This is a genomic window from Streptomyces sp. NPDC091292 (assembly GCF_044757265.1).
Lineage (GTDB): Bacteria > Actinomycetota > Actinomycetes > Streptomycetales > Streptomycetaceae > Streptomyces.
The window spans coordinates 1-19,167 of the sequence record NZ_JBIVUQ010000016.1; the positions used below are offsets into that span (position 1 = coordinate 1).

16 protein-coding genes and 1 pseudogene are annotated in these 19,167 nt (G+C 71.4%); 9 read left to right on the top strand and 8 right to left on the bottom strand.

The genetic code is table 11. The annotated features are described in order from the left end of the window. Positions 1–106 (top strand): annotated as a pseudogene (locus tag ACIQNU_RS32280) (IS5/IS1182 family transposase); the annotation flags it as partial. 98 nt (positions 107–204) lie between these two features. Here ACIQNU_RS32280 and ACIQNU_RS32285 read toward each other — a convergent pair. The 4 genes from ACIQNU_RS32285 to ACIQNU_RS32300 all read right to left on the bottom strand — a co-directional run bounded on the left by ACIQNU_RS32285 (position 205) and on the right by ACIQNU_RS32300 (position 4,542). Next, complete coding sequence (locus ACIQNU_RS32285; protein ID WP_401373419.1) at positions 205–1,182, bottom strand: endonuclease/exonuclease/phosphatase family protein; 978 nt, start codon at positions 1,180–1,182, stop codon at positions 205–207. Between the two features lie 275 nt (positions 1,183–1,457). Beyond that, positions 1,458–1,970 carry a GNAT family N-acetyltransferase gene (locus ACIQNU_RS32290; protein ID WP_401373171.1) on the bottom strand — a complete coding sequence of 171 codons (513 nt, stop codon included), beginning with the start codon at positions 1,968–1,970 and terminating at the stop codon, positions 1,458–1,460. A gap of 440 nt (positions 1,971–2,410) precedes the next feature. Next, positions 2,411–3,937 carry an MFS transporter gene (locus tag ACIQNU_RS32295; protein ID WP_401373173.1) on the bottom strand — a complete coding sequence of 509 codons (1,527 nt, stop codon included), beginning with the start codon at positions 3,935–3,937 and terminating at the stop codon, positions 2,411–2,413. Then, positions 3,934–4,542 (bottom strand): ArsR/SmtB family transcription factor, encoded by a 609-nt coding sequence (locus ACIQNU_RS32300; RefSeq protein WP_401373175.1) that lies wholly within the window; start codon positions 4,540–4,542, stop codon positions 3,934–3,936. The genes ACIQNU_RS32295 and ACIQNU_RS32300 overlap by 4 nt, the downstream gene beginning before the upstream one ends. A gap of 229 nt (positions 4,543–4,771) precedes the next feature. Between ACIQNU_RS32300 and ACIQNU_RS32305 the strand changes: the two genes are divergently transcribed. The 7 genes from ACIQNU_RS32305 (at position 4,772) to ACIQNU_RS32335 (ending at position 10,024) form a co-directional block, all read left to right on the top strand. Continuing rightward, positions 4,772–5,008, top strand: coding sequence for a hypothetical protein (locus ACIQNU_RS32305; protein WP_401373177.1), 237 nt, complete (start codon positions 4,772–4,774; stop codon positions 5,006–5,008). 300 nt (positions 5,009–5,308) lie between these two features. Further along, a complete protein-coding gene (locus ACIQNU_RS32310) occupies positions 5,309–6,025 on the top strand; it encodes a GntR family transcriptional regulator (protein ID WP_401373179.1) in 717 nt (238 codons plus the stop codon). A 91-nt stretch (positions 6,026–6,116) separates the two neighbouring features. After that, the gene (locus ACIQNU_RS32315; protein WP_401373181.1) at positions 6,117–7,124 is read left to right on the top strand and encodes an ADP-ribosylglycohydrolase family protein; all 1,008 of its coding nucleotides are present in this window, start codon (positions 6,117–6,119) and stop codon (positions 7,122–7,124) included. 74 nt (positions 7,125–7,198) lie between these two features. Further along, positions 7,199–8,692, top strand: a complete 1,494-nt coding sequence (locus ACIQNU_RS32320) for a purine-cytosine permease family protein (RefSeq protein WP_401373183.1) — start codon at positions 7,199–7,201, stop codon at positions 8,690–8,692. After that, a complete protein-coding gene (locus tag ACIQNU_RS32325) occupies positions 8,689–9,690 on the top strand; it encodes a PfkB family carbohydrate kinase (RefSeq protein WP_401373185.1) in 1,002 nt (333 codons plus the stop codon). Before ACIQNU_RS32320 ends, ACIQNU_RS32325 begins: the two co-directional genes overlap by 4 nt. 5 nt (positions 9,691–9,695) lie before the next feature. Continuing rightward, positions 9,696–9,890: a hypothetical protein gene (locus tag ACIQNU_RS32330; protein WP_401373186.1), complete on the top strand. Its 195-nt coding sequence runs from the start codon at positions 9,696–9,698 to the stop codon at positions 9,888–9,890. After that, complete coding sequence (locus ACIQNU_RS32335) at positions 9,887–10,024, top strand: hypothetical protein (RefSeq protein WP_401373188.1); 138 nt, start codon at positions 9,887–9,889, stop codon at positions 10,022–10,024. Before ACIQNU_RS32330 ends, ACIQNU_RS32335 begins: the two co-directional genes overlap by 4 nt. 693 nt (positions 10,025–10,717) lie before the next feature. Here the strand turns inward: ACIQNU_RS32335 and ACIQNU_RS32340 are convergent. Both ACIQNU_RS32340 and ACIQNU_RS32345 read right to left on the bottom strand, forming a co-directional pair. Continuing rightward, positions 10,718–11,026, bottom strand: coding sequence for a CbrC family protein (locus tag ACIQNU_RS32340; RefSeq protein WP_401373421.1), 309 nt, complete (start codon positions 11,024–11,026; stop codon positions 10,718–10,720). Between the two features lie 19 nt (positions 11,027–11,045). Then, a complete protein-coding gene (locus ACIQNU_RS32345) occupies positions 11,046–11,522 on the bottom strand; it encodes a hypothetical protein (protein ID WP_401373429.1) in 477 nt (158 codons plus the stop codon). A gap of 331 nt (positions 11,523–11,853) precedes the next feature. Here ACIQNU_RS32345 and ACIQNU_RS32350 point away from each other — a divergent pair, with 331 nt between their 5' ends. Beyond that, a complete protein-coding gene (locus ACIQNU_RS32350; RefSeq protein WP_401373189.1) occupies positions 11,854–12,654 on the top strand; it encodes an endonuclease I family protein in 801 nt (266 codons plus the stop codon). A 138-nt stretch (positions 12,655–12,792) separates the two neighbouring features. Here ACIQNU_RS32350 and ACIQNU_RS32355 read toward each other — a convergent pair whose 3' ends face one another. Both ACIQNU_RS32355 and ACIQNU_RS32360 read right to left on the bottom strand, forming a co-directional pair. Continuing rightward, positions 12,793–14,460 (bottom strand): hypothetical protein, encoded by a 1,668-nt coding sequence (locus tag ACIQNU_RS32355; protein WP_401373190.1) that lies wholly within the window; start codon positions 14,458–14,460, stop codon positions 12,793–12,795. Positions 14,461–14,465: 5 nt separating this feature from the next. After that, positions 14,466–19,070, bottom strand: a complete 4,605-nt coding sequence (locus tag ACIQNU_RS32360; protein WP_401373191.1) for a hypothetical protein — start codon at positions 19,068–19,070, stop codon at positions 14,466–14,468. Positions 19,071–19,167 lie beyond the last annotated feature (97 nt).

Sequence of the window (19,167 nt, forward strand, 5' to 3'; positions counted from 1 at the left end):
CATGAAGACCTGGAAGATCCTCCGCGACTGCCGCCTCAGAGGCAACGGCGTCCACCACGCCATGCTCGGCATCGCACGGATGCACAACCTCGCCCTCGCCGGATAGGCCGGTAGCCCCGTACAACGGCCGACCTCACCCGAAACCGATTGAAGATCATTTACGGGACAGCCCTTAGGCAGACTCGTTGTCGCCAGGACCTTCCTTCAGCGCAGTGTGACCCGGGCGGCGACCGGTAGATGGTCGCTGCCGGTGGCGGGCAAGGTGCGGATGTCGTCGACGGTTGCCGAGCGGGCCATGATCTGGTCGATGCGGGCCACGGGGAAGGCTTCAGGGAAGCTGAAGGCGAAGCCCCGCTCCGCCACGTTCATCCGTGAGGTCAGCGGGGCCAGACCACGGTCGTCGACCGTGCCGTTGAGGTCGCCCAGAAGGATCACCGTTCTCAGCTTCTCGGCGGCGACGGCCTTGCCCAGCAGGTCAGCGCTTTCGTCGCGCCAGGAGGATTCGAGACCGTGGGCCCGGACACGGATCGAAGGCAGGTGCGCGACGTACGCCGCCATGTCGCCGTGCGGTGTGTGGACCACTGCCCGCAGACCGCGACTCCAAGTCTCTGTGATCACAAGGGGTTTGATGTCGACCGGGCGAGCACCCGTCAGCGGATGCCTCGACCAGAGTCCGACGGTGCCCTGGACCGTGTGGTACAGGTAGTCCGGGGCGAGAGCCTTCTGGTAGACCGACAATGCCGGGGGCACCAGTTCCTGGAGCGCGATGAGATCCGGCTCGACCTCGGCCAGGGCGCGGGCCGTACCCGCCGGGTCTCTGTTCTCGTCGCTGACATTGTGCTGCACCACGACCATGGTGTGCGGGCCGGAATCCGCCCTGGGCAGGAACAGTCCACCGAAGAGGCACACCCATGCCGCCGTCGGCAACACCACAGCTACCAGAGCAATGGCTGAACGCCGCAGCAGAGCCAGGCCGAACAGCGCCACCACCACCAGGCCCAACCAGGGCAGGAACAACTCCAGCAAACTACCCAGCCGCGCAATGGAGTTGGGCAGTTCCCGATGGAACGCCAGAAGCCCGGCCACCAACACCGCCAACACAGCGAGCACCCGCCCCCGCGCCCAGACCGACCTTCCCCTCTCCTCCCCCTTCCCACCTCTGCGCGCAACCCACTGCCCCATCCCGCTCTGGTCCCACCAACGCACCGCCGCCCTCACCCTCGGCCTCAAACCGCCGTCCGCCTTCTCCACCCGACATCGCACGCACTTGACTCTCGCTCCTCAAGACGAGTGACCAGGCGAATCAGTTTCCGCTTCCGAGACGAACGGAGCTACTGAGCCTGCGAGGCGCGCGTCAGCGACGGGGTGTCCCATCACCGACGCGCACACGTGATCCGGGCTGTCGTAGAACTGCCGCAGTGGGTCGGGGCAGCGGCCAAGCGGTGCGCCCACGGCAGTCATACGCCCCCGGGCCGCGCAGGGGTACTGAACGAGATCCAAACGTCAGGAGACAGGTCCGGCCGACCTGGTACCCGTCTACGCTCCTCCGTCCACGCGTCGCCGGAGACCTCCGTGCCAACACGACGCCAGAACTGCACCGCGGCCATGTTGGCGTCCTGAAACGCGACCTCCCACGAACCCGGGTGCAACGCCACAACCGCCTGAACGGCACGCAGCCCCACGCCCGTCCGGCGTGCACCGCGCACCACGAAGAAGCTGTTCAGCACGCGCGTCGGGCCGGTCAAACCGCGGACAAAGGCGAGACCCGCGGGGCTGCTGCCGCTCGTCAGGAAATAGGGCGCCCAGTCGGGATCGGAGAAAGCCATCTGGAGCCGATCACTGCGGAATGTTCCGTCAGCGCTGGGCAACAGACCGTGGTACTCCGACATGTCATGACGGAACATCAACCACAGCCGCTCCACTACAGGACGATCGGCAACGCCCGCCAGGCGAACGGATACGTCTGACACGAGACTCCTTCACAGAGGTGATTCAGGGGCGAGATCCGCATTCCCGGATCGGGAGGTACCGGGCCCGGCCCGCACGATCAGTGCCGGACCCCGGCAAACGACCCCCGAACACGAAAAAGCCTCCCTGGTGGATGCTGTGTCCGGGCCAGGAAGGCTCACTGCTGACGGGAACCTTAGCAGGTGGGTACGTGGACTGGCCGTCCGACATGCTCAATCACGTCGCTCGGCGCTTGGGCCGAGGTCGCGTCCGTCCGGAACTTCGATGTCGGTGATGGTGGTGTGGGTGCTATCCAAGCTCAGCCAGATGACGGCCAGCGCACGCAGCACCAGACGGACAACGGATCGACCGGCCGGTCCAGCAGCCGACACTCGTACTCATCGGCCCGGACCAGGTAACCACAGGCCGCCGGACCGACAGATCACTGGGGTAACGCGGCCGTTCAGGCACGGTCGTCATCGGACGGTGCATGGACGGCTCCGGCCACGTCAGCGCATCGGCAACTGGTGCAGAGGCGTCCCCACTCCCCGCACCGCGCCACCCCGCCTCGGGCCTGTCTCCGTGGTCGTACCTTCTGGGGCATGGACGCGAGACACCACAAGGCCCCGACAGCCAACGGCAGTTCACCGCGACGCCGGCCCGCGCCAGCAGCCGCAGCCGCACCCGCACCCGCACCCGCACCCGCACCCGCACCCGCACCCGCAGCACTGTACGAAGTCAGAGATCGGATGCCGGGTATCGGGGACGGAAGTAGCCACAGCAGCGACAGGGCTCCGCCGACAGCGGCGATGAGGAGGGTTGCCCTCAGAGAAATGAGGGTGGCCAGGAGCCCTCCGACGACGGCGCCGACGGGGCGTATGCCGTAGTTGATCGTGCTGTACGCACCGGCCACGCGGCTGCGCATGCCGTCGGGGATCACAGCGGCCTGGAGGGAGTTGAGGTTGACGTCGAACAGCATGACGCCGAAGCCGGAAAGGAACTCGGCTGCGGACAGGGCTCCGGCACGGACCCAGAGCGGGCCGTCCGCGGCAGCGGCGATGGCGATCGGCGCCGGGAAGAGCACCGCGCCCACGACGATGCTGCGTCCCACACCGAACCGTCGCGAGATCCTGGGCGCGATGACCGCACCGAGGAGGGAACCGGTCGCGCCGACCCCGAACGCCAAGCCGATCGCAGCCGCCGACAGTCCGAGGGCGCGGTTGGCGAACAGCACGATCAGCCCGCTGCCGGCGACGAAGGTGAAGAAGTTGACGGTCGCCGCGCATCCTAGGGTCGCGCGCAGCACCGGGTGACGGACGACGAACGACAGTCCCTCCCGGGCGCGTTGGAGCAGGGAGGGCGCCGCCGCGTTGCCGGCAGCGGCAGGCGCTTCGTCAACCGCGACCCGCCCGATCAGGATCGCTGACATCAGGAAGGTCAGGGCATCCAGGAGGACGGTGACAGGTGCCGTGAGCACCTGGACTAGGGCGCCGCCGATGGCCGGGCCGGCGACGTGCGATGCCGACCGGCTGGCGCTGAGCTTGCTGTTCGCGTCGACGTAGGACGCGCGCGGCACGAGGCGCACGAAGAAGGGCGGGTAGGCGGTGTTGAACAGCACTCCGGCAGCGCCCATCAGTAACGCCACCGCGTACAACTGTCCGAGCGTCACCGCCCCTGCCAGCCAGGCCACCGGGACAGTGAGCAGCACGGCGGCGCGGGCGAGGTCGGCGAGGATCATCAGACGGCGCTTGTGGGCCCGCTGGTCAACCCATGCCCCGAGAAGGATCGCGAGCAGGTTCGGGGTCCAGATCAGCGCGGTCAGCCACGCCATTTGGTTGGCCGATGCGTTCAGGGCGCCGATGGCGATCAGTGGCAGCACCAGTTCGGTGATCCGGTCGCCGAACTGTGAGACCGACTGACCGGCCCAGAAGCGGCGGAACCGCCGATCCCGCCACAGCGACCGTGGGGCGGTCCGATCCGGGCCGGTCACTGCGTCTGCCCGGTCTGTGCCTCGGCATCTTCCGGGAGGGTGTAGCGCATCAGCGTGACACCACGGCCGTCGGCGGGCCGCTCGGCCGGGTCACGGGTCACGTACGGCGCGAGGACGCGCTCGATCCCCTCCTCGATGGCGGCGAGTTCCTCGGGAGAGACGACCAGGCGGGTGTGGGCCAGCCCGGCCGCTCTGCGCCACACCGGGTCGAGTTCGGGCTCGACCTCGGCAATCCATTGGCCGGGGAGGTCCGCATAGCGCATGAACATGTGCTGCGACAGCACCCGTGCGGCCGACTGCCCCTCCTCGTCGGCCGGGTCCTGCGGTGCCTTGAACCGGAAGCCGCGTGCCACCGCCTCCCACCGTCGCTGACGTCGGTCCGGGCCGGGCTCGCTGTCCCGGACCAGTCCGAAGCCGGCCAAGTGGCGCAGATGCCAACTGGTCACCGACGGCGTCGCTCCCACGTCGGGCGCGAGCTGCGTCGCGGTCGCCGGCCCGTGCCGCCGGAGGCGGTCAAGGATCGCCAGCCGGACCGGATGCGCCAGCGCCCGCATGGCCTGCGGGTCAGTGATCTCGATGTCACCCAGGCGATTGTTGGAGTCCATGACGTGAGAGATTCCTCTCATAATGTGTGAGAGTCAACTCTCACGCCCATGCGCGACGGCCGGCGGAGGTTGAGAAGCGCAGCCCACTCCCCCACGCTGGAGTCCAACCACCACATCGGCAGTGATGGACGTCTGGCTGCGTGATCCGGGCAGTACCTCGGCCGGCCCGCCGCTGGGACGGCGTCCCCGCTGCACTCTGCGGCGCCTCGACACCGAGGTGATTGATTCGTTGAGACCGACCCGCGCGACTCTCGCCTTGGCCGCCGGCGCCCTCACCCCGGCCCTGCTGCTCTCCACCCTGCCCCTCGCCGCCGCGCCGGCGGCTGCCGCGGCGTCGGCCGCGAACTCCCCCTACGACGACATGGATCCGGATGACCTGCGCATCCCGATCCTCCGCATCCTGGCCGACCCCGACCCCGGCCCCGGCCCTGGCCCTGGCCCCGACCCGACAGCGGAAGTCGTGTGACTCGCGAGGCCGGCCAGCTTCTCGACAACGGCACCATCGACGAGATGCGCGCCTGGCTCGAAAGCGGAGACCGCCTCGCCCAGGCCGAGGACGACCACGTCGCGATCGTTCGCATCCTGGCCGACCCCGGCATCAGCGACGCCCTGCGTGCGCGTGTGCCGGATGCGGTGGGCGACGCGATGCGCCTCGGGGAGGCCGAGCCGGCCCGGAGGTCGGAGATCAAGGTGACGCCCGGCAGCTCGTCATCCGGATTCGCACACGGGGCTAGACAGGACTGGACATGTATGGCAGCGTCCAGCCATGTCCAAACAGGTCCTCAAGCATCAGCGCATCGCCCGTGTACTGGCCCGCGAGATCCGCAGTGGCGCACTGGAACCGGGCAGCAGGCTGCCCGGCGAACACGCGCTCACCCAGCGCTTCGAGGTCAGCCGGACCACCGTCCGCCAGGCGCTGGACGAGCTCAGCAGACAAGGGCTGATCTCCACACACGCGGGTGTCGGCTCGTTCGTCGCGTTCGACGGCGGGCTGTTGGACAACCGTCTCGGGTGGACCAGGGCCCTGGCCGATCAAGGTGCCCGGATCACCACGGAGATTCTCCGGCTTGAGGCGGTGCGCGATGCCCGGCTGGCCACTGAACTCGGCGTGGAGAAAGCCGAGTTCATGGTGCTCGACCGGTTGCGTGTACTGCCGGAGGGAACCCCCGTAGCGCTGGAGCGCAGCCGGGTTCCGCTGGTTTCGGCCCTGGCCGACGTCCCGCTGGGCGGGTTGCTGGACGGCTCGCTGACCAAGACCCTGTCGGCGGCCGGGCTGCGCGCCACCCACGGCGACGAGTGGGCGTCCGTTCATCCCCTGGCCCCCGACGACGCGGCATTGCTCCGTCGCCCCGAGGGCGACGTCTGGCTCCATACCCGCCGGGTCAGCCGCGGAGCGGACGGCCGGGTCGTCGAGCAGGTGAACAGCCTGCTGGACCCGGCACGGTTCCAGCTGCACCTCGGCTTCGGCGAGTCACCGCGATGAGTCGGCTCACACCCCCTGTACCTCAGCACATCCAGCGCAACCAGCACACCTCGCATGCCTCGCATATCTCGCACATCTACAGGAAGCCCGAATGAACCACCAGAATGACCGTGCGCTCGGCGCTCTCTACGGCCTGGCCATGGGAGACGCCCTGGGAATGCCCACCCAGATCATGTCCCGACGGTCGATCGTCGCCCGGTTCGGCGCCGTCACGGACTTCGAGCCCGGGCCGTCGGACAACCCGGTGAGTGCCGGAATGCCCGCCGGGTCGGTCACGGACGACACCGACCAGGCCGTCATCGTGGGCCGGCTGCTCGCGGAGTCCGGCGGACACATCGACCCGCTGCGGCTCGCGCACGAACTCCTGGAGTGGGAGCGGGACATGAAGGCCAAGGGCTCCTTCGACCTGCTCGGCCCCTCCACCAAGGTGGCCCTGGAGGCCGTCTCGCGCGGCGTCCCACCGGAGGAGGCGGGCAAGTCCGGTGCCACCAACGGCGCCGCCATGCGCATCACCCCCGTCGGCGTCGCCTTCTCCCTCACACCACTGGACCGCTTCGTCGACCAGGTCGCGGCGGCCTGCCAGGTCACCCATGACACCACCATCGGCATCGCCTCCGCCGCCGCCGTGGCCGCGGCGGTGAGCTGCGGCATCGACGGCGGCGACCTGGAGGATGCCTTCGCCGCGGCGATCACCGCGGCCGGTGCCGGCGCGGAGCGCGGCCACTGGGTCGCCGGCGCGGATATCGCCGCCCGTATCGGCTGGGCCGTGGACCTGGTCCGTGATCTGCCGGAGCAGCAGGCCCTGGACCGCGTGTGCGATCTGGTCGGTACCAGCGTCGCGAGCCAGGAATCGGTTCCCGCGGCGTTCGCCGTACTCGCTCTCGCCGACGGCGACCCGTGGCGGGCCTGCCTGCTGGCGGCGAATCTCGGCGGTGACTGCGACACCATCGGCGCCATAGCGGGCGCCATCGCGGGCGCCGTCACCGGCGTCTCGGGTCTGCCCCCGCAGGCCCTGAACGTCCTGCGCTCGGTCAACGGTCTCCACCTGGAACCGCTGGCCACCGCCCTGCTCGCACTGCGTGCCGATCCGGCCGAGTGACCGTACGCCTACACACCCACCCGCACCCGGACGTCCCCCGGACGAGGCGCCCGGTGAGAAAGACAGGTACCACCATGGCGGTTACGGAGAACGACCGCGTCGGCACCGTGGAGACCAGAGGCATCGAGCCGGTCCCGAACGCCGAGCGCCACGGCCACGCCGGGCAGATGTTCTGGACATGGTTCGCCGCGAACATCAGCATCCTCGGCCTGCCGCTCGGTGCGGCGCTGGTGAGCTTCCGCGGGCTGAACTTCTGGCAGGCGGCCGTCGTGGCCGTCCTCGGGTCCTTCGGGTCCTTCGCCCTGGTCGGCGCGCTCAGCATCGCGGGCAAACGGGGCGGAGCGCCCGCGCTGACCCTCTCCCGGGCGGTGTTCGGGGTACGCGGCAACGCGGGCCCCACACTGGTCACCTGGCTGAGCCGGCTCGGCTGGGAGACCATCAACACCACCACGGCGGCCTTCGCGTTGCTGGCGCTGCTCGATGTCGCCTTCGGGATCCGGCGCAACACCGTGCTCACCGTGGTGTGTCTCCTGGTCTTCATCGGCTGCACCCTGCTGATCAGCGGCCTCGGACATGCCACCATCATGTGGATCAACAAGTGGGCCACCTACCTCTTCGGCCTGCTCAACCTGGTCGTGATCGTGTTCCTGGCAGCCACGGTGGACTGGGGCAAGGTCGTCCACGCGCCGGTCGGGCCCATCAGTTCCATGGTCGTGGGCGTCGGCATGATCGCCGCGGGCACCGGTATCGGCTGGGCCAACGCGGGCGCCGACTACGCCCGCTACCTGCCCCGCCGGATCCCGGGCGGCCGACTGGTCGCCGCCTCCGCCTTCGGCGCCGGTATTCCGCTGGTCGTGCTGATCTCCCTGGGCTCGCTGCTCGCCGCGGGTGAGCCGAATCTCGCCTCCGCGTCCGACCCGGTCTCGGCGATCAACGCGATGCTGCCGTCGTGGATGTCCATCCCCTACCTCATCGCCGCCTTCGGAGGGCTGCTGCTCTCCAACCACCTCTCGGTCTACTCGGCCGGCCTCACCATGATCACTCTGGGCATACGGGTGCGGCGCACGATCGCCGTGGGTCTGGACGTCGTCGTCACCTTCGCCGGCGGGATCTACTTCATCCTGATCGCGAAGGACTTCTACGGCCCGTTCATCACCTTCCTCACCCTCCTCGCCGTACCCATCAACGCCTGGGTCGGTGTCTTCGCCGTGGACTTCATGAGCCGCCACTCGTACGACAGCGGCGCCCTGATGAACGTCGGACGCTCCAGCCGCTACTGGTTCCGCGGCGGAGTGGCATGGGCGGCGATGGTGTCCTGGGCGACGGCCATCATCGTGGGCCTGCTGTTCACCGAGGCAAGCACCAGCGCGACCGACGTGTGGTTCTCCGGGCCACTCGCCCATAGCTGGATCGGATCCAACGGACTGGGGTGGGTCGTGACCCTGGCGCTCGCGGCCGGCGTCTACACCCTGCTGCGCAGGCTGGACGGGTCCGTCCGTCAGGAGGCGTCCCGACGACGCCACGAGCAGCAGGCCGTTCCCGCTCCGGCCGTACAGGAGACCTCGTGAGCAGCCACAACGGTACCGGTGACGACGCCGGGGGCGGCCGGCTGGTCCTGGCCGGGAACGCCATCGTCGACCTCGTGATGCGGGTCCCCGCACTGCCCGAACGCGGCGGCGACATCATCTCCAGCGACACCGCCCTCACCACCGGCGGCGGTTTCAACGTCCTCACCGCAGCCCGCCGCCTGGGCCTGCCGGCCCTGTACGCGGGCGCCCATGGCACCGGACCCTTCGGCGACCGGGTACGGACAGACCTCGCCCGGGAGGGCGTCGAACTGGTGCTCCCACCCGTCGCGGAGACCGACACCGGATTCTGCGTCGCCTTCGTCGACAGCGGTGGCGAACGCACCTTCGCCACCAGCCTCGGCGCGGAGGCCCGGCTGACCGAGGCCGACACCGCGTCCGTGCGCGCCGCACTGCGCCCCGGGGACATGGTGCAGATCTCCGGGTACGGGCTCGCCTATCCCGTCAACGGCCCGGTACTGGCCTCATTCGTGTCCGCACTGCCCGACCACACCCGGGTCTTCCTCGACCCCGGGCCCCTCGTCGCCGAGATCCCCCGCGACGTGCTGGAAAGCGTCCTCGCGCGCTGCGACTGGATCAGTTGCAACCAGCGCGAGGGACGCCTGCTGACCGGACTGCGCGACGCCGGCGAAGCGGCGGTGGCGCTCGCCGCCCGGCTGGGCCCCCGCACCGGGGTGCTCCTGCGCGCCGATGCCGACGGCTGCCGGCTGATCCCGCCCGGCGGCGAGGCCCGGCACATCCCCGGCCGCCGGGTGACCGCCGTCGACAGCAACGGCGCGGGCGACGCCCATACGGGAGCCTTCCTCGCACTCCTCGGCCACGGCCTGGATCCCGTAACCGCCGCTCAGGGCGCCAACGCAGCGGCTGCCTTCGCGGTCACCCGTCACGGCCCTGCCACCGGACCCACGGTCGCCGAGCTGCTCGACTTCCTCCACGGGGACCCCCTCGCGGCGCGGCTCGCTCCCGTACTCGAACGGTAGGAACGATGCGAGGGTGCCTGCATCGGCTCGGAACTCGCCGACCAGCTGGGCGGTCCGGGATCCACCTGGTCCTGGTCGCCCGCAAACCGGGACCGTTGCGGGAGACCGCCGACCGGGTCGAGAAGGCGCACGACGTCGCAGCCGATGTCGAGGTCGGTACCCAGCACTTCGCGCGCCGTCTCAAGCGGCGGGGCAAGTGAGTTGTCAGGAGGGCACCTCCCTGGACACCGTGGAGGACGAGCGCGCCGTGGCCCGGCTGGTCGCCTCCTACGGTCCGCTCGTGGACAGCGGAAGCGCCGGGCAGGTCGCGGCGCTGCTACTTGGACCGAGGTGACCGATGTAGTACCGGCCCCGGTGAAGTTCTGCGAGGACATCCACGAAGTGATCGCTGCCAGGCCGACGGCCCAAGAAGGCGCGGCGGAATTCCGCCAGAGTGCCCTCGAAGTTCCTGTACTCGGCGTTCCGCACTTCCACCATCCACCGACGGTGTTCGTCCTCTCCCTGGAGACCGGCGACTTCCAGAGCACTGCGATGGCTCTCCGCCGCGAGTTCCAAGGCCCTCCACAGCCTTCCGGTGGTTCGCGTCAACGACCTCCAGTGCGGCCCGATGGCCAGCCTCCGCCACCGCCAACGCGGCCCGGTAGGTCGCCTCGGACTGCGCCAGTGCAGTGCGCATCTGCCAGCGGGCGATCAGCACGCTCGCGGGGATGCTGAGAAGAGCGAGAACCGCGGCAACACCGGAAAGGCTCATGACACTTCATGATGCCCGGTGACCGCGTCACCGCGCCGAAAGACAGCAGTTCGCCGCCGCCTCAGCACGTGGTACATGACCCCGGGATCTACGCCGTGTGTCTTCCCGAAAGTGTCGCGGCGGGCCCTCTGCCGACCCGACCCACAACGCACCACCACCGGAGAAGCACTGCAACCACCTCACGAACAGGCACACCCCAGCCGCCCCACCCCCCCCTCGCCGCCATCTCGATGGGGTACAGCTCCGTTGAAGGGAAAGGACTGTGCCGGACCGTCGCTATGACGCGTCGGCGTAGGCGAGGTGGGTGCCGCAGACGGTGCAGCGGAAGAGCATCGCGCTTGCGCAGTTCCCGAGGTGGGTCAGGAAGTTCTCAAGCTGGGGTGCGTCGTGCCACCCACTGATCCGTAGGTCGGTCCGAAGTTGGTCGAGTGCCTCGGGGTGGGCGACGAGTTCGGTGTATCCGACCTCGCCGATGAAGGCAGCCGCGTCGTTGCAGTGGACGAGCCAGCGCGGGTCCTGCCAGGCGTGGAAGCCCGGGGTGCGGCGGGTGACCCGCTCCAGGGCCTCATCGCTGACGCCGTCCAGACCGTATGAGTCGGTGAAGTCACCTTTGAATGGCTCCGGATCCCGGTACGAACGACGCGCCGACCTCCATCAGGGCCTGCTCGAACTGGACTTCAGCATCACCTGCCTCCGTCGCCTGCGTACGGTGAAACAGGCGGACAAACGCTGAGTCCTTCGCCGTTACGTCCGCGTCCGCCGACACGGCGTTCCGGCTGCGGCCGGCACGGATTCCGGCCAGGACCGCCTCGGTGCTCAGCTCCTCGGCGAAGACCACGGTGTGAGGGATGCCGATCTGCCCCTCCAAGTGAGTGTCGCTGTTACCATCGCCGACCGCCACGAGCCCGTGTGCCATGTCCACTGCGAGGCTCTGCCCCGACTCCGCCAGGGCGGCCTCGCTGTCCGCGTTCCAGGGCCGGTCCGAAGTCCACAGTCCATTCCAGACCTCCATCACGTCGAAGGCGCGTGAGGGGAACATGAAGTCGCCCGACGGATAGAGCGCATGCGAGTGCGCGGCCATGCACAGGCCCCGATTCGATGGGCCTGATGCAGTCATTGCTCGATCCACCCGTCCCAACCGGGTGGTTCCAGTCGACCGAGCGCGAGCCAGTGCCCGGCCTTCGCGGTCGCTTCCTCACCGAGAACGGTCCAGAGGTCGTCGGCAGCCAGATGCCTGCATGCAGCGGGTTCCGCAGGCTGCGGTACCAGGCCGGTCCGCGTCCGACCGCCCGCGCCGGAAGCCTTCACCTACACGCAACCCCCGCGTTCCACAAGACCCTTGCCCCATATTCAATGTCCATGTCAAACTCAACTGCCCTGCGAGTCAACCCGCGTAGAACGGACACCCCCACATGCCCGCCACGCACACCCGTCGCTGGAAGACGGTGGCGCTGACCGCCTCCGCCGTCCTTGTCGGCCTCAGCCTTCCGGCGCTCACCCCCTCGCCCGCCGCCGCGTCGACCGCGTACGACAGCACGTACTACAAGAACGCGATCGGCAAGACCGGAAGCAGCCTCAAGTCCTCGCTGCACACCATCATCAGCAGCCAGACGAAGATCTCGTACTCCGCCGTTTGGGACGGGCTCAAGGCCGCCGACCAGGACCCGAACAACAGCAACAACGTACGTCTGCTGTACAGCGGCACCTCGCGCAGCAAGTCGCTCAACGGTGGCAACGTGGGCGATTGGAACCGTGAGCACGTGTGGGCCAAGTCCCACGGCGACTTCGGCACCTCAACGGGTCCGGGTACCGACCTGCACCACCTGCGCGCTGCCGACGTCCAGGTCAACAGCGTCCGCGACAACAAGGACTTCGACGAGGGCGGCAGCTCGGTCGGCGGCGCCCCTGGCAGTTACACCGACTCCGACTCCTTCGAGCCGCGCGACGCCGACAAGGGCGATGTGGCCCGCATGATCCTCTACATGGCGGTCCGTTACGAGGGCGGGGACGGCTTCGCCGACCTGGAGCCCAATGACAAGGTCAACAACGGCAGCAACCCCTACATGGGCCGCCTTTCGGTACTGAAGAAGTGGAACGACGAGGACCCGCCCGACGCGTTCGAGGAGCGTCGCAACCAGGTCATATACGACAGCTTCCAGCACAACCGCAACCCGTTCATCGACCACCCGGAATGGGTGGAAGCCATCTGGTAGCCCCCCTCCCCCGGCCCTGCCCTTGTGGCCCCGCGCTGTCGGCTCCATGCCTGGGTCTTCGGCCTCACCCCCGAGGAGGCGAAGGGCGGCGTCGGCGGACCCGGCCCGCTCCGTCGTGGGCCGGGTCCAGGGGCCGGGTCAGCCTTCGATCTGGTCGAAGCGCAGTCCGGAGGACGAGCCGCCGCGGCCGGGGCGGGCGCGGCGGGAGGTCCAGGTGACGGTGCGGCCGTCGGACGTACGGGCGTACTGGACGGTGCGGGTCAGGGTGACACCCTCGCGGGGCACCTCCTCGGCGAACAGGTCGTAGGGCAGGGGCGGTCCCGGGTTGAGGAAGCGGCCCAGGGGCAGTACGGGGGTGCCGTCAGGGGTGTCCAGATGGGCCAGACGCAGCCGGTGGGCTCCCGGGCGGATCTCGACGGGCAGGAGCGGCAGCCAGTTCTCGGGGACTTCCGTCATCAGCCGGTAAGTGGGGGTGGCGGGGACGGGGCGCGGGGCGGGCGCGGTACGGGTGCGGTCGAGGGCCGTGCCGATCGGGGTGGGGACGCGGCGTTCGATGGCCCATGCCTGGTTGGCGTCCTCGTCCCGGGCGAGCAGTACCTCTTCGATGGGTTCGCTCTCCAGGGTGCCGACGGTGGCGGGCGGGACGAACAGGCCGGTTCGCCGTCCGCCGTCGGCGGTGCTCAGCTGGTGCACCGACCAGTGGGCGTCGCCGGTTCCGGCGCCGGTGGCCGGAAGCAGGGTGGGGCCGCCGAGTTCGGAGCTGAAGGTATCTGCGACGACGACCGAGGTGAGGGTGGTGAGCGAGCCCACCGGGACGTCCAGGGGCACGAGGTACCAGTCGTTGCCGTAGACCGTGGCGAACTCGGCGACCAGCATGCGGGCCAAGTCGGAGGGCTCCGCCTCGACCCCGCCGAGGGCGACCCGGGCGTCCTCGAACTCCCAGAAGCGCCGGGCGGGCATACCGGGGAAGCTCACCGGTGCGGGGAAGGTGGTGCTCAGCAGTTCCTCGCGGTCCGGCCGGGGGCCGAGACCGGTGGGGCCGGTGGCGGTGAAGTCGGTCCAGTCCAGGGTGCCGCCCTGGTAGGCGGGGGCGGTGAGGGTGGTCTCGCTTCCGTTCACGCTGACGCCGACTGAGAAGCGGTGCTCCAGCCGCTGCGGGTCCCAGGTCTGCGGGCCCTCGGGGGCGGTGAGGTGGCGGGCGTCGTACCAGGCGAGCCATGCCTCCAGGACCGGTCCGGCCTCGGTGGGCAGGCCCCACCCGGGCTCGGCAGGGACAGCGGGTGAGGCGTGCAGGGTGTACGCGATGGCGTGGCCGTCGGGGACCTTGCCGCGCAGCACGGCCAGGTAGCGGTGGGTGGCCGGGTTCCCGGTGGCCTCGTCGGGCAGGCCGAGCGGGTAGTCGTCCAGCAGCAGGGGCAGGGCCTGGGCGACGAGGTCGGCGGGGACGGCGGATGCCTTCAGCAGCCGCAGCAGGTGCTGTCCGGCCTCCGCGCCGGCGCGGAGGCCGGCGGTGGTGGAGCGGGGCCCGCCGGGCTCGGCCTCCACCAGCGCCTCCAGCGGAGTCGAACCGTCGTAGCCGGCGCCGGGGCCGGAGGCGGGCCCTGGGCGGTACTCGGTGATGCGGTCGGCGTGGCCGCGCACGCGGACCCATACGGGGCTGCCGGCGTCGTCGCCGAGGAACTCGCCGAGCTGCCACTGGCGGGCCAGCATCCAGGCGGGGTCGTGGATCTGGCCCTCCAGGGAGGGCCGCAGGTCGCCGGTGCGGGCGCGGGGTTCGAGCCGGGTCCAGCTGGTGATCGAAGACATGATGGCTACCTCGGGAGGCCGCGGGTGAAGTCGGTGGCGACCGCGTCCTCGAAGACGGTGTTCATGGCGAGGAGGGCGGCGGGGGCGAGTTGGCCGATGTCGGCCACGGCGGTGGGGTTGTCGGGATGCAGGGCCTCGTAGTCGACGGCGCGCAGCCGGGCGAGGTCCAGGGCGGCCTCGACGGTGGCGCCGAGCAGGTCGGGCGTCCAGGTCGGCGAGGCGTCGGGCGGGACGGCGAGCAGGACGGCCTGCGGGGGCGCGGCGTCGGGGGCGTCGACATGCAGGGCGACGCCGGTGGTCTGCCGGGACCGGGGGATCACCTCGGTCCACTCGTCGACGACGAGTCCGCGCAGTGTGCCGTCGAGCAGGGCGGCCGGGTCGGCGGGGGCGCCGCCGGGGTGGTGCAGGACCAGGGAGAGCCGTGGTCCCGGGCTGCCGCCGTCGGCGAACTGGAGCGCGGCCCACCGTTCGGTCCTGTCGGATGCGGAGGGGACGGTGTAGGGGGTCTGGGCGACCACCGCGGTCAGTGCGTCGCCGGTCTCCAGGGCCTCGGCGTAGCCGAGGGTGGTGACCAGTCGTTCCACTCCGCGCCGTACCCGGCCCACGCGGGTGAGCCAGCCGGCCGGTGCCTGCGGGTCGCCGTCCAGCAGGGTGTCGGCGTGGGCGAGGGAGTCGGTCAGCGGGCCCGGTCCGGGGGCGGGGAAGGCCGGGAGCAGGACCAGGTCGGTGCCGAGGAGGGCGGTAAGGGACTGCCGGGCCCACTCCTGGTCGCTGAGGCCGCCGGCCGAGCGGGCGGCGTCGAGAGCGTCCGCCGTGTCGAGACGGCGGGTCAGTTCGGGGGCGACGGCGTCGGCGAGGTCGGCGAGCCGTCGGGCGTGCGCCTCGGTCTCGGCGGCGGGGGCACCGGGGCGGGGTGGCAGCGGAGGCGCGGCGGCGGGGACGCCGAGCAGGTTCGCGGCGAGCAGGGCGTGGTGGCGTTGGGGCACGGTGTCCGAGGCCAGGTCCGCGGCGATCCCCTGGACCCGGTGGCGCACGGCGGCGGTGCGCGCGGGCAGTGCGGGGTCGGCCGGTTCGGCGGCCTCGGGGTCGACGCTCTCCGGGAGGGCCAGGTCCTGGGCGCGCAGCGGCCTTGCCGAGCGCAGGAGTTCACGGGCGGCGCGGACCGTTTCGAGGAGGAGGGCGAGGTTCTCGTCGCCGGTGTCGACGGCGGTGGGCCGGGGGCCGGCGGGGCCGAGAACGGTGTCGGCGTGCAGCAGCAGATGGCGTTCGAGGTCGGAGCCGGGCAGCGCCTCGGGGTCGAGTGCCAGGGCGAGCCAGTCCAGGGGCGAGAGGGGGAGGCCGGCGAGCGGGACGGAGCGGGTCGTTCCGTCGTCGGCGCTCACCCGGCAGGTGAGGGTGGCCGGGTCGGGGAGCAGGGCGGTGAGCCAGGCGTCGAGGGCGGGTTCGGCGAGTGCGCGGGCCCCGGTGGGCGGGTCGGCCTCTTCGGTGGTGGGGCCGGTGGGTCCGGTGGGCGGGTCGCCGGTGCCGTCGTCGGCCGGCGGTGTCACGACGATCGGCGGGGTGTCACCGGGTGCGCCGGGCACGGCAAAGGCGGCGGGCCGCGCCGCGCCTGCGGCCGACGGGACGGGCGCGGGCAGCAGTACCACGATCCGGTGGGTGACGGCGTCTCCGCCGCGAGGGGTGCGCAGGGACTCCAGCTCCGGCGGCGGCGCCTCGCCGTTGCCCATGGCGTCGATGGTGGCCCCGGCGCGCAGCGGGTTGCCCTGGGCCGCCTGGTGCACCCCTTCGACCAGCAGGGTGTCGGCCAACGCGTCCACGGTGTCGTCCAGTTCGTCCAGCACGCTCTTCAGGGCGGCGAGTTCACCGGCGGCGGTGGCGGGGACGCCGACGTCCCGCACCAGGTCCAGTCGGCCCGCGGCACGGAGACGCTGCACGCGCAGGCCATCGGTGACCTCGTGGGATACGTCGCTCTCGCTGACCGCGCCGTCGTGGTCGACCTGGGTCGCGGTGGTCGGGGCGAGTTCGCGGAAGCGGTCGGTCCAGGAGGCGAGAGTGCGGATCGGATGGTCCTGGAGGGCTCGTTCGAAGCGGTAGCCGAGGAGCGCGCCGAGCGGCTGGCCCTGGCGGACGCCGTCGAGCAGCCAGGCGGCGCCGCGGGCGCGGGCGGAGTGCAGGTCGACGGCGGTCGGCCCATCGGGCGTATCGCCGTGGGCGCGCTGGGCGGCGCGCAGCACGGCGGCGGTGGTGGCCTGGGCGAGGGAGGGGGCGTGGACGGGTCCCGCGGTGTCGGCGGCGGCGTACAGCTTCCAGGGTTTGGTGCTGTCGGGCGGGGCCAGCGGGTCGGTGCGCTCCCCCTGGGGCCGCCGCTGCGGCGGTACCTCTGCCGGCGCGCTCTGGCGGGGGGTCACGTCCAGGAGCCAGCCGTAGCCGCCGAGGTGGCAGCCCTGCGCGGTGCCGGGGCGGCGCAGCCAGGCCAGCCGCCGGGTGGCCAGTGAGGTGATCCAGGCGTCGAGGCGGTGGGATGTGGCGTCCAGGTGCTGTGCCAGCAGCCGTTCCAGGTCCTCGGCGGGCAGCGGGGACAGTGCCTGGAGGGCGGCCACCGTCTGGTGCAGCGGGCCGGTTTCGGGTCTGGTCCGGGCCTCCGGGCTCCAGATGTACGTGTCCGCACTGACGGTGGTGCCGGGGCGGGGTCGCTTGGCGCGGCGCCACAGGGTTGCCGTGGCTTCCTGGCTGTCGGTGTCGATGACCTCCGCCTCGCGCCGCTCGGCCGGCGCGGTGCCGAGGACCAGATCGATGGCGCGGGCGTACTCGGCGAGCAGGGAGTGGCGGGCGAGGCGGTAGAGCAGCGGGGTGGTGCGGGCGTCGGAGCCGAGGTCGTGCCACCAGCGGGCCCAGGGCAGGTTCTGCCGGACGGCCGGGTCGGGTACGTGGGCCCAGGCGGGCGGGTCCAGTGGGCCGGCGAGGGCGCTGAGGTACTCGGCGGGGGTGCCGCCGGGGGTGTTCTCGGGGGCGTTGACCCAGGGGTGCTCCAGGGGCCACGCCTTCTTGGCGTACAGCACCCGGCCGGGTCCGAACTCCCAGGCGGGCAGGGAGAGCCGGCCGGCCAGTGCGCGTATCTCCGCGGCCAGTCCGGTGCGCCACTCGTCGTTGAGTTCCAGCGGGCCGAAGCGCCACAGGGCGGCCACGTAGTCGGTGCCGAGGGCGCTGCGGGCGTGCAGGCGGCGGGCGGTGGGGGCCATGCCGAGGATCTCGGCGACGGTGCCCTGGGCGGCGGCGCCCCGGGTGATCCGGGGTACCGCCCGGGGGTCGGCGGCGGAGGGCGCCCAGATGCGGGCGCGCAGGGTGCGCAGGAAGCCGGGGACGGCCGGGTCGAGCCGCAGGGTGCCCAGCGTGGTGCCTTCGACGTCGTTCCAGCGGGCCAGGTCCAGCACCGGCAGCAGTCCGTAGGGCTGACTGCCGATCCGCAGCGCGGGCAGCGGGCCGCCGGGGCGCAGGTACTGGCGGGCGTGTTCGCGGGCGCCGCGTACGGCCGTCTCGGTGAAGCGGTCCTCACCGAACTGGTTCAGGAAGTAGCCCCAGGTGGCGCCCCACAGCGCGGTGGTCATGTCGCGGACGGCCGCCTGGTCGCGGCGGTGTCCGTCACGGGCGCGGGCCAGCGGGGCGGGGCGTCCGGCTGCTGTCAGCGGCAGGCCGAGCGCCCTGGTCAGGGTGGCGGCGTTGGTGTCGGCGTCGGTGGGCCGGGCGTCGCTGTGCCGTACCCGGTAGGTGTCGCTGGTGGCGGGGTCGCTGCGGCTGTAGCGGGAGGTCGCGGTGGAGGTGTTGTTGGAGGGGGCGCCTGCGGGGACGTATCCCAGGCCCCGGGTGTGGTACTGGGCCTCGATCAGCGTGTTCAGTTCGGCGGTGGCGTCCTTCGGGTCGTTCTCCTGGACGCCGTAGACCAGGAGTTGGGAGTAGCCACCGCCGCGCGGCAGCCGGGCGGCCATGCCCACGGCTTCGGCGGCGGCGAAGTCGATCAGCCAGCGGGTGGCGTCGTCGGTGGGCGGTGCGGCCGGGGCGAGGTCGTCCAGGTCGGCGGTGGGCGCGGGGCCGACCGGCAGCGGGCCGCCGGCCTGGCCGCCGACCCTGCCGGTGATCCGGGTGACGACCGGGGCCGCCGCGTCCTTGGGCCGGCCGACCACGTACCAGCGGGTGGGCAGCGCGCGGGCCACCGGGCGCCGGGTCCAGCTCGCGGCGCGCGGTGCGCCGGACGGCGGGAACTCCGGGTCGGCGGGCGGCCGGCCGGGGGCGGGCTGTTCGGCCGGGTTGACCGGTTCCAGTACGCGGGCGATCCACCCGGCCCGCTCGTGGCCGAAGCGTCCGGCCAGTTCGGCCCAGGCGGCGTCCTCGGCGGGGCCGTCGCCGCGCGCGTTCCACATGCCCTGCCAGTAGCGGCGGCCGTAGAGGTCCTCGTCGGCGGTGAGCGCGGGCTCGTGGGTGTCGATGTGGATCTCGTCGGGGTAGATCCGCACGAGCAGTTCGGTGGCGGTGAAGCGGGTCTCCAGCCGGACGGGCAGCAGTACCACGGGCAGTGTGGTGGCGAGTGTCCAGGCGGGCGGTGGCGGTGTGTTCATCAGGTCCGTCCAGAAGGCTTGCGGAAAGGAGGCGGTGGGGCGGCACACCGGACGGGTGCCGCGCGGCCCGGCCGCGGGCGGCGCCCCCGGCGCGTCG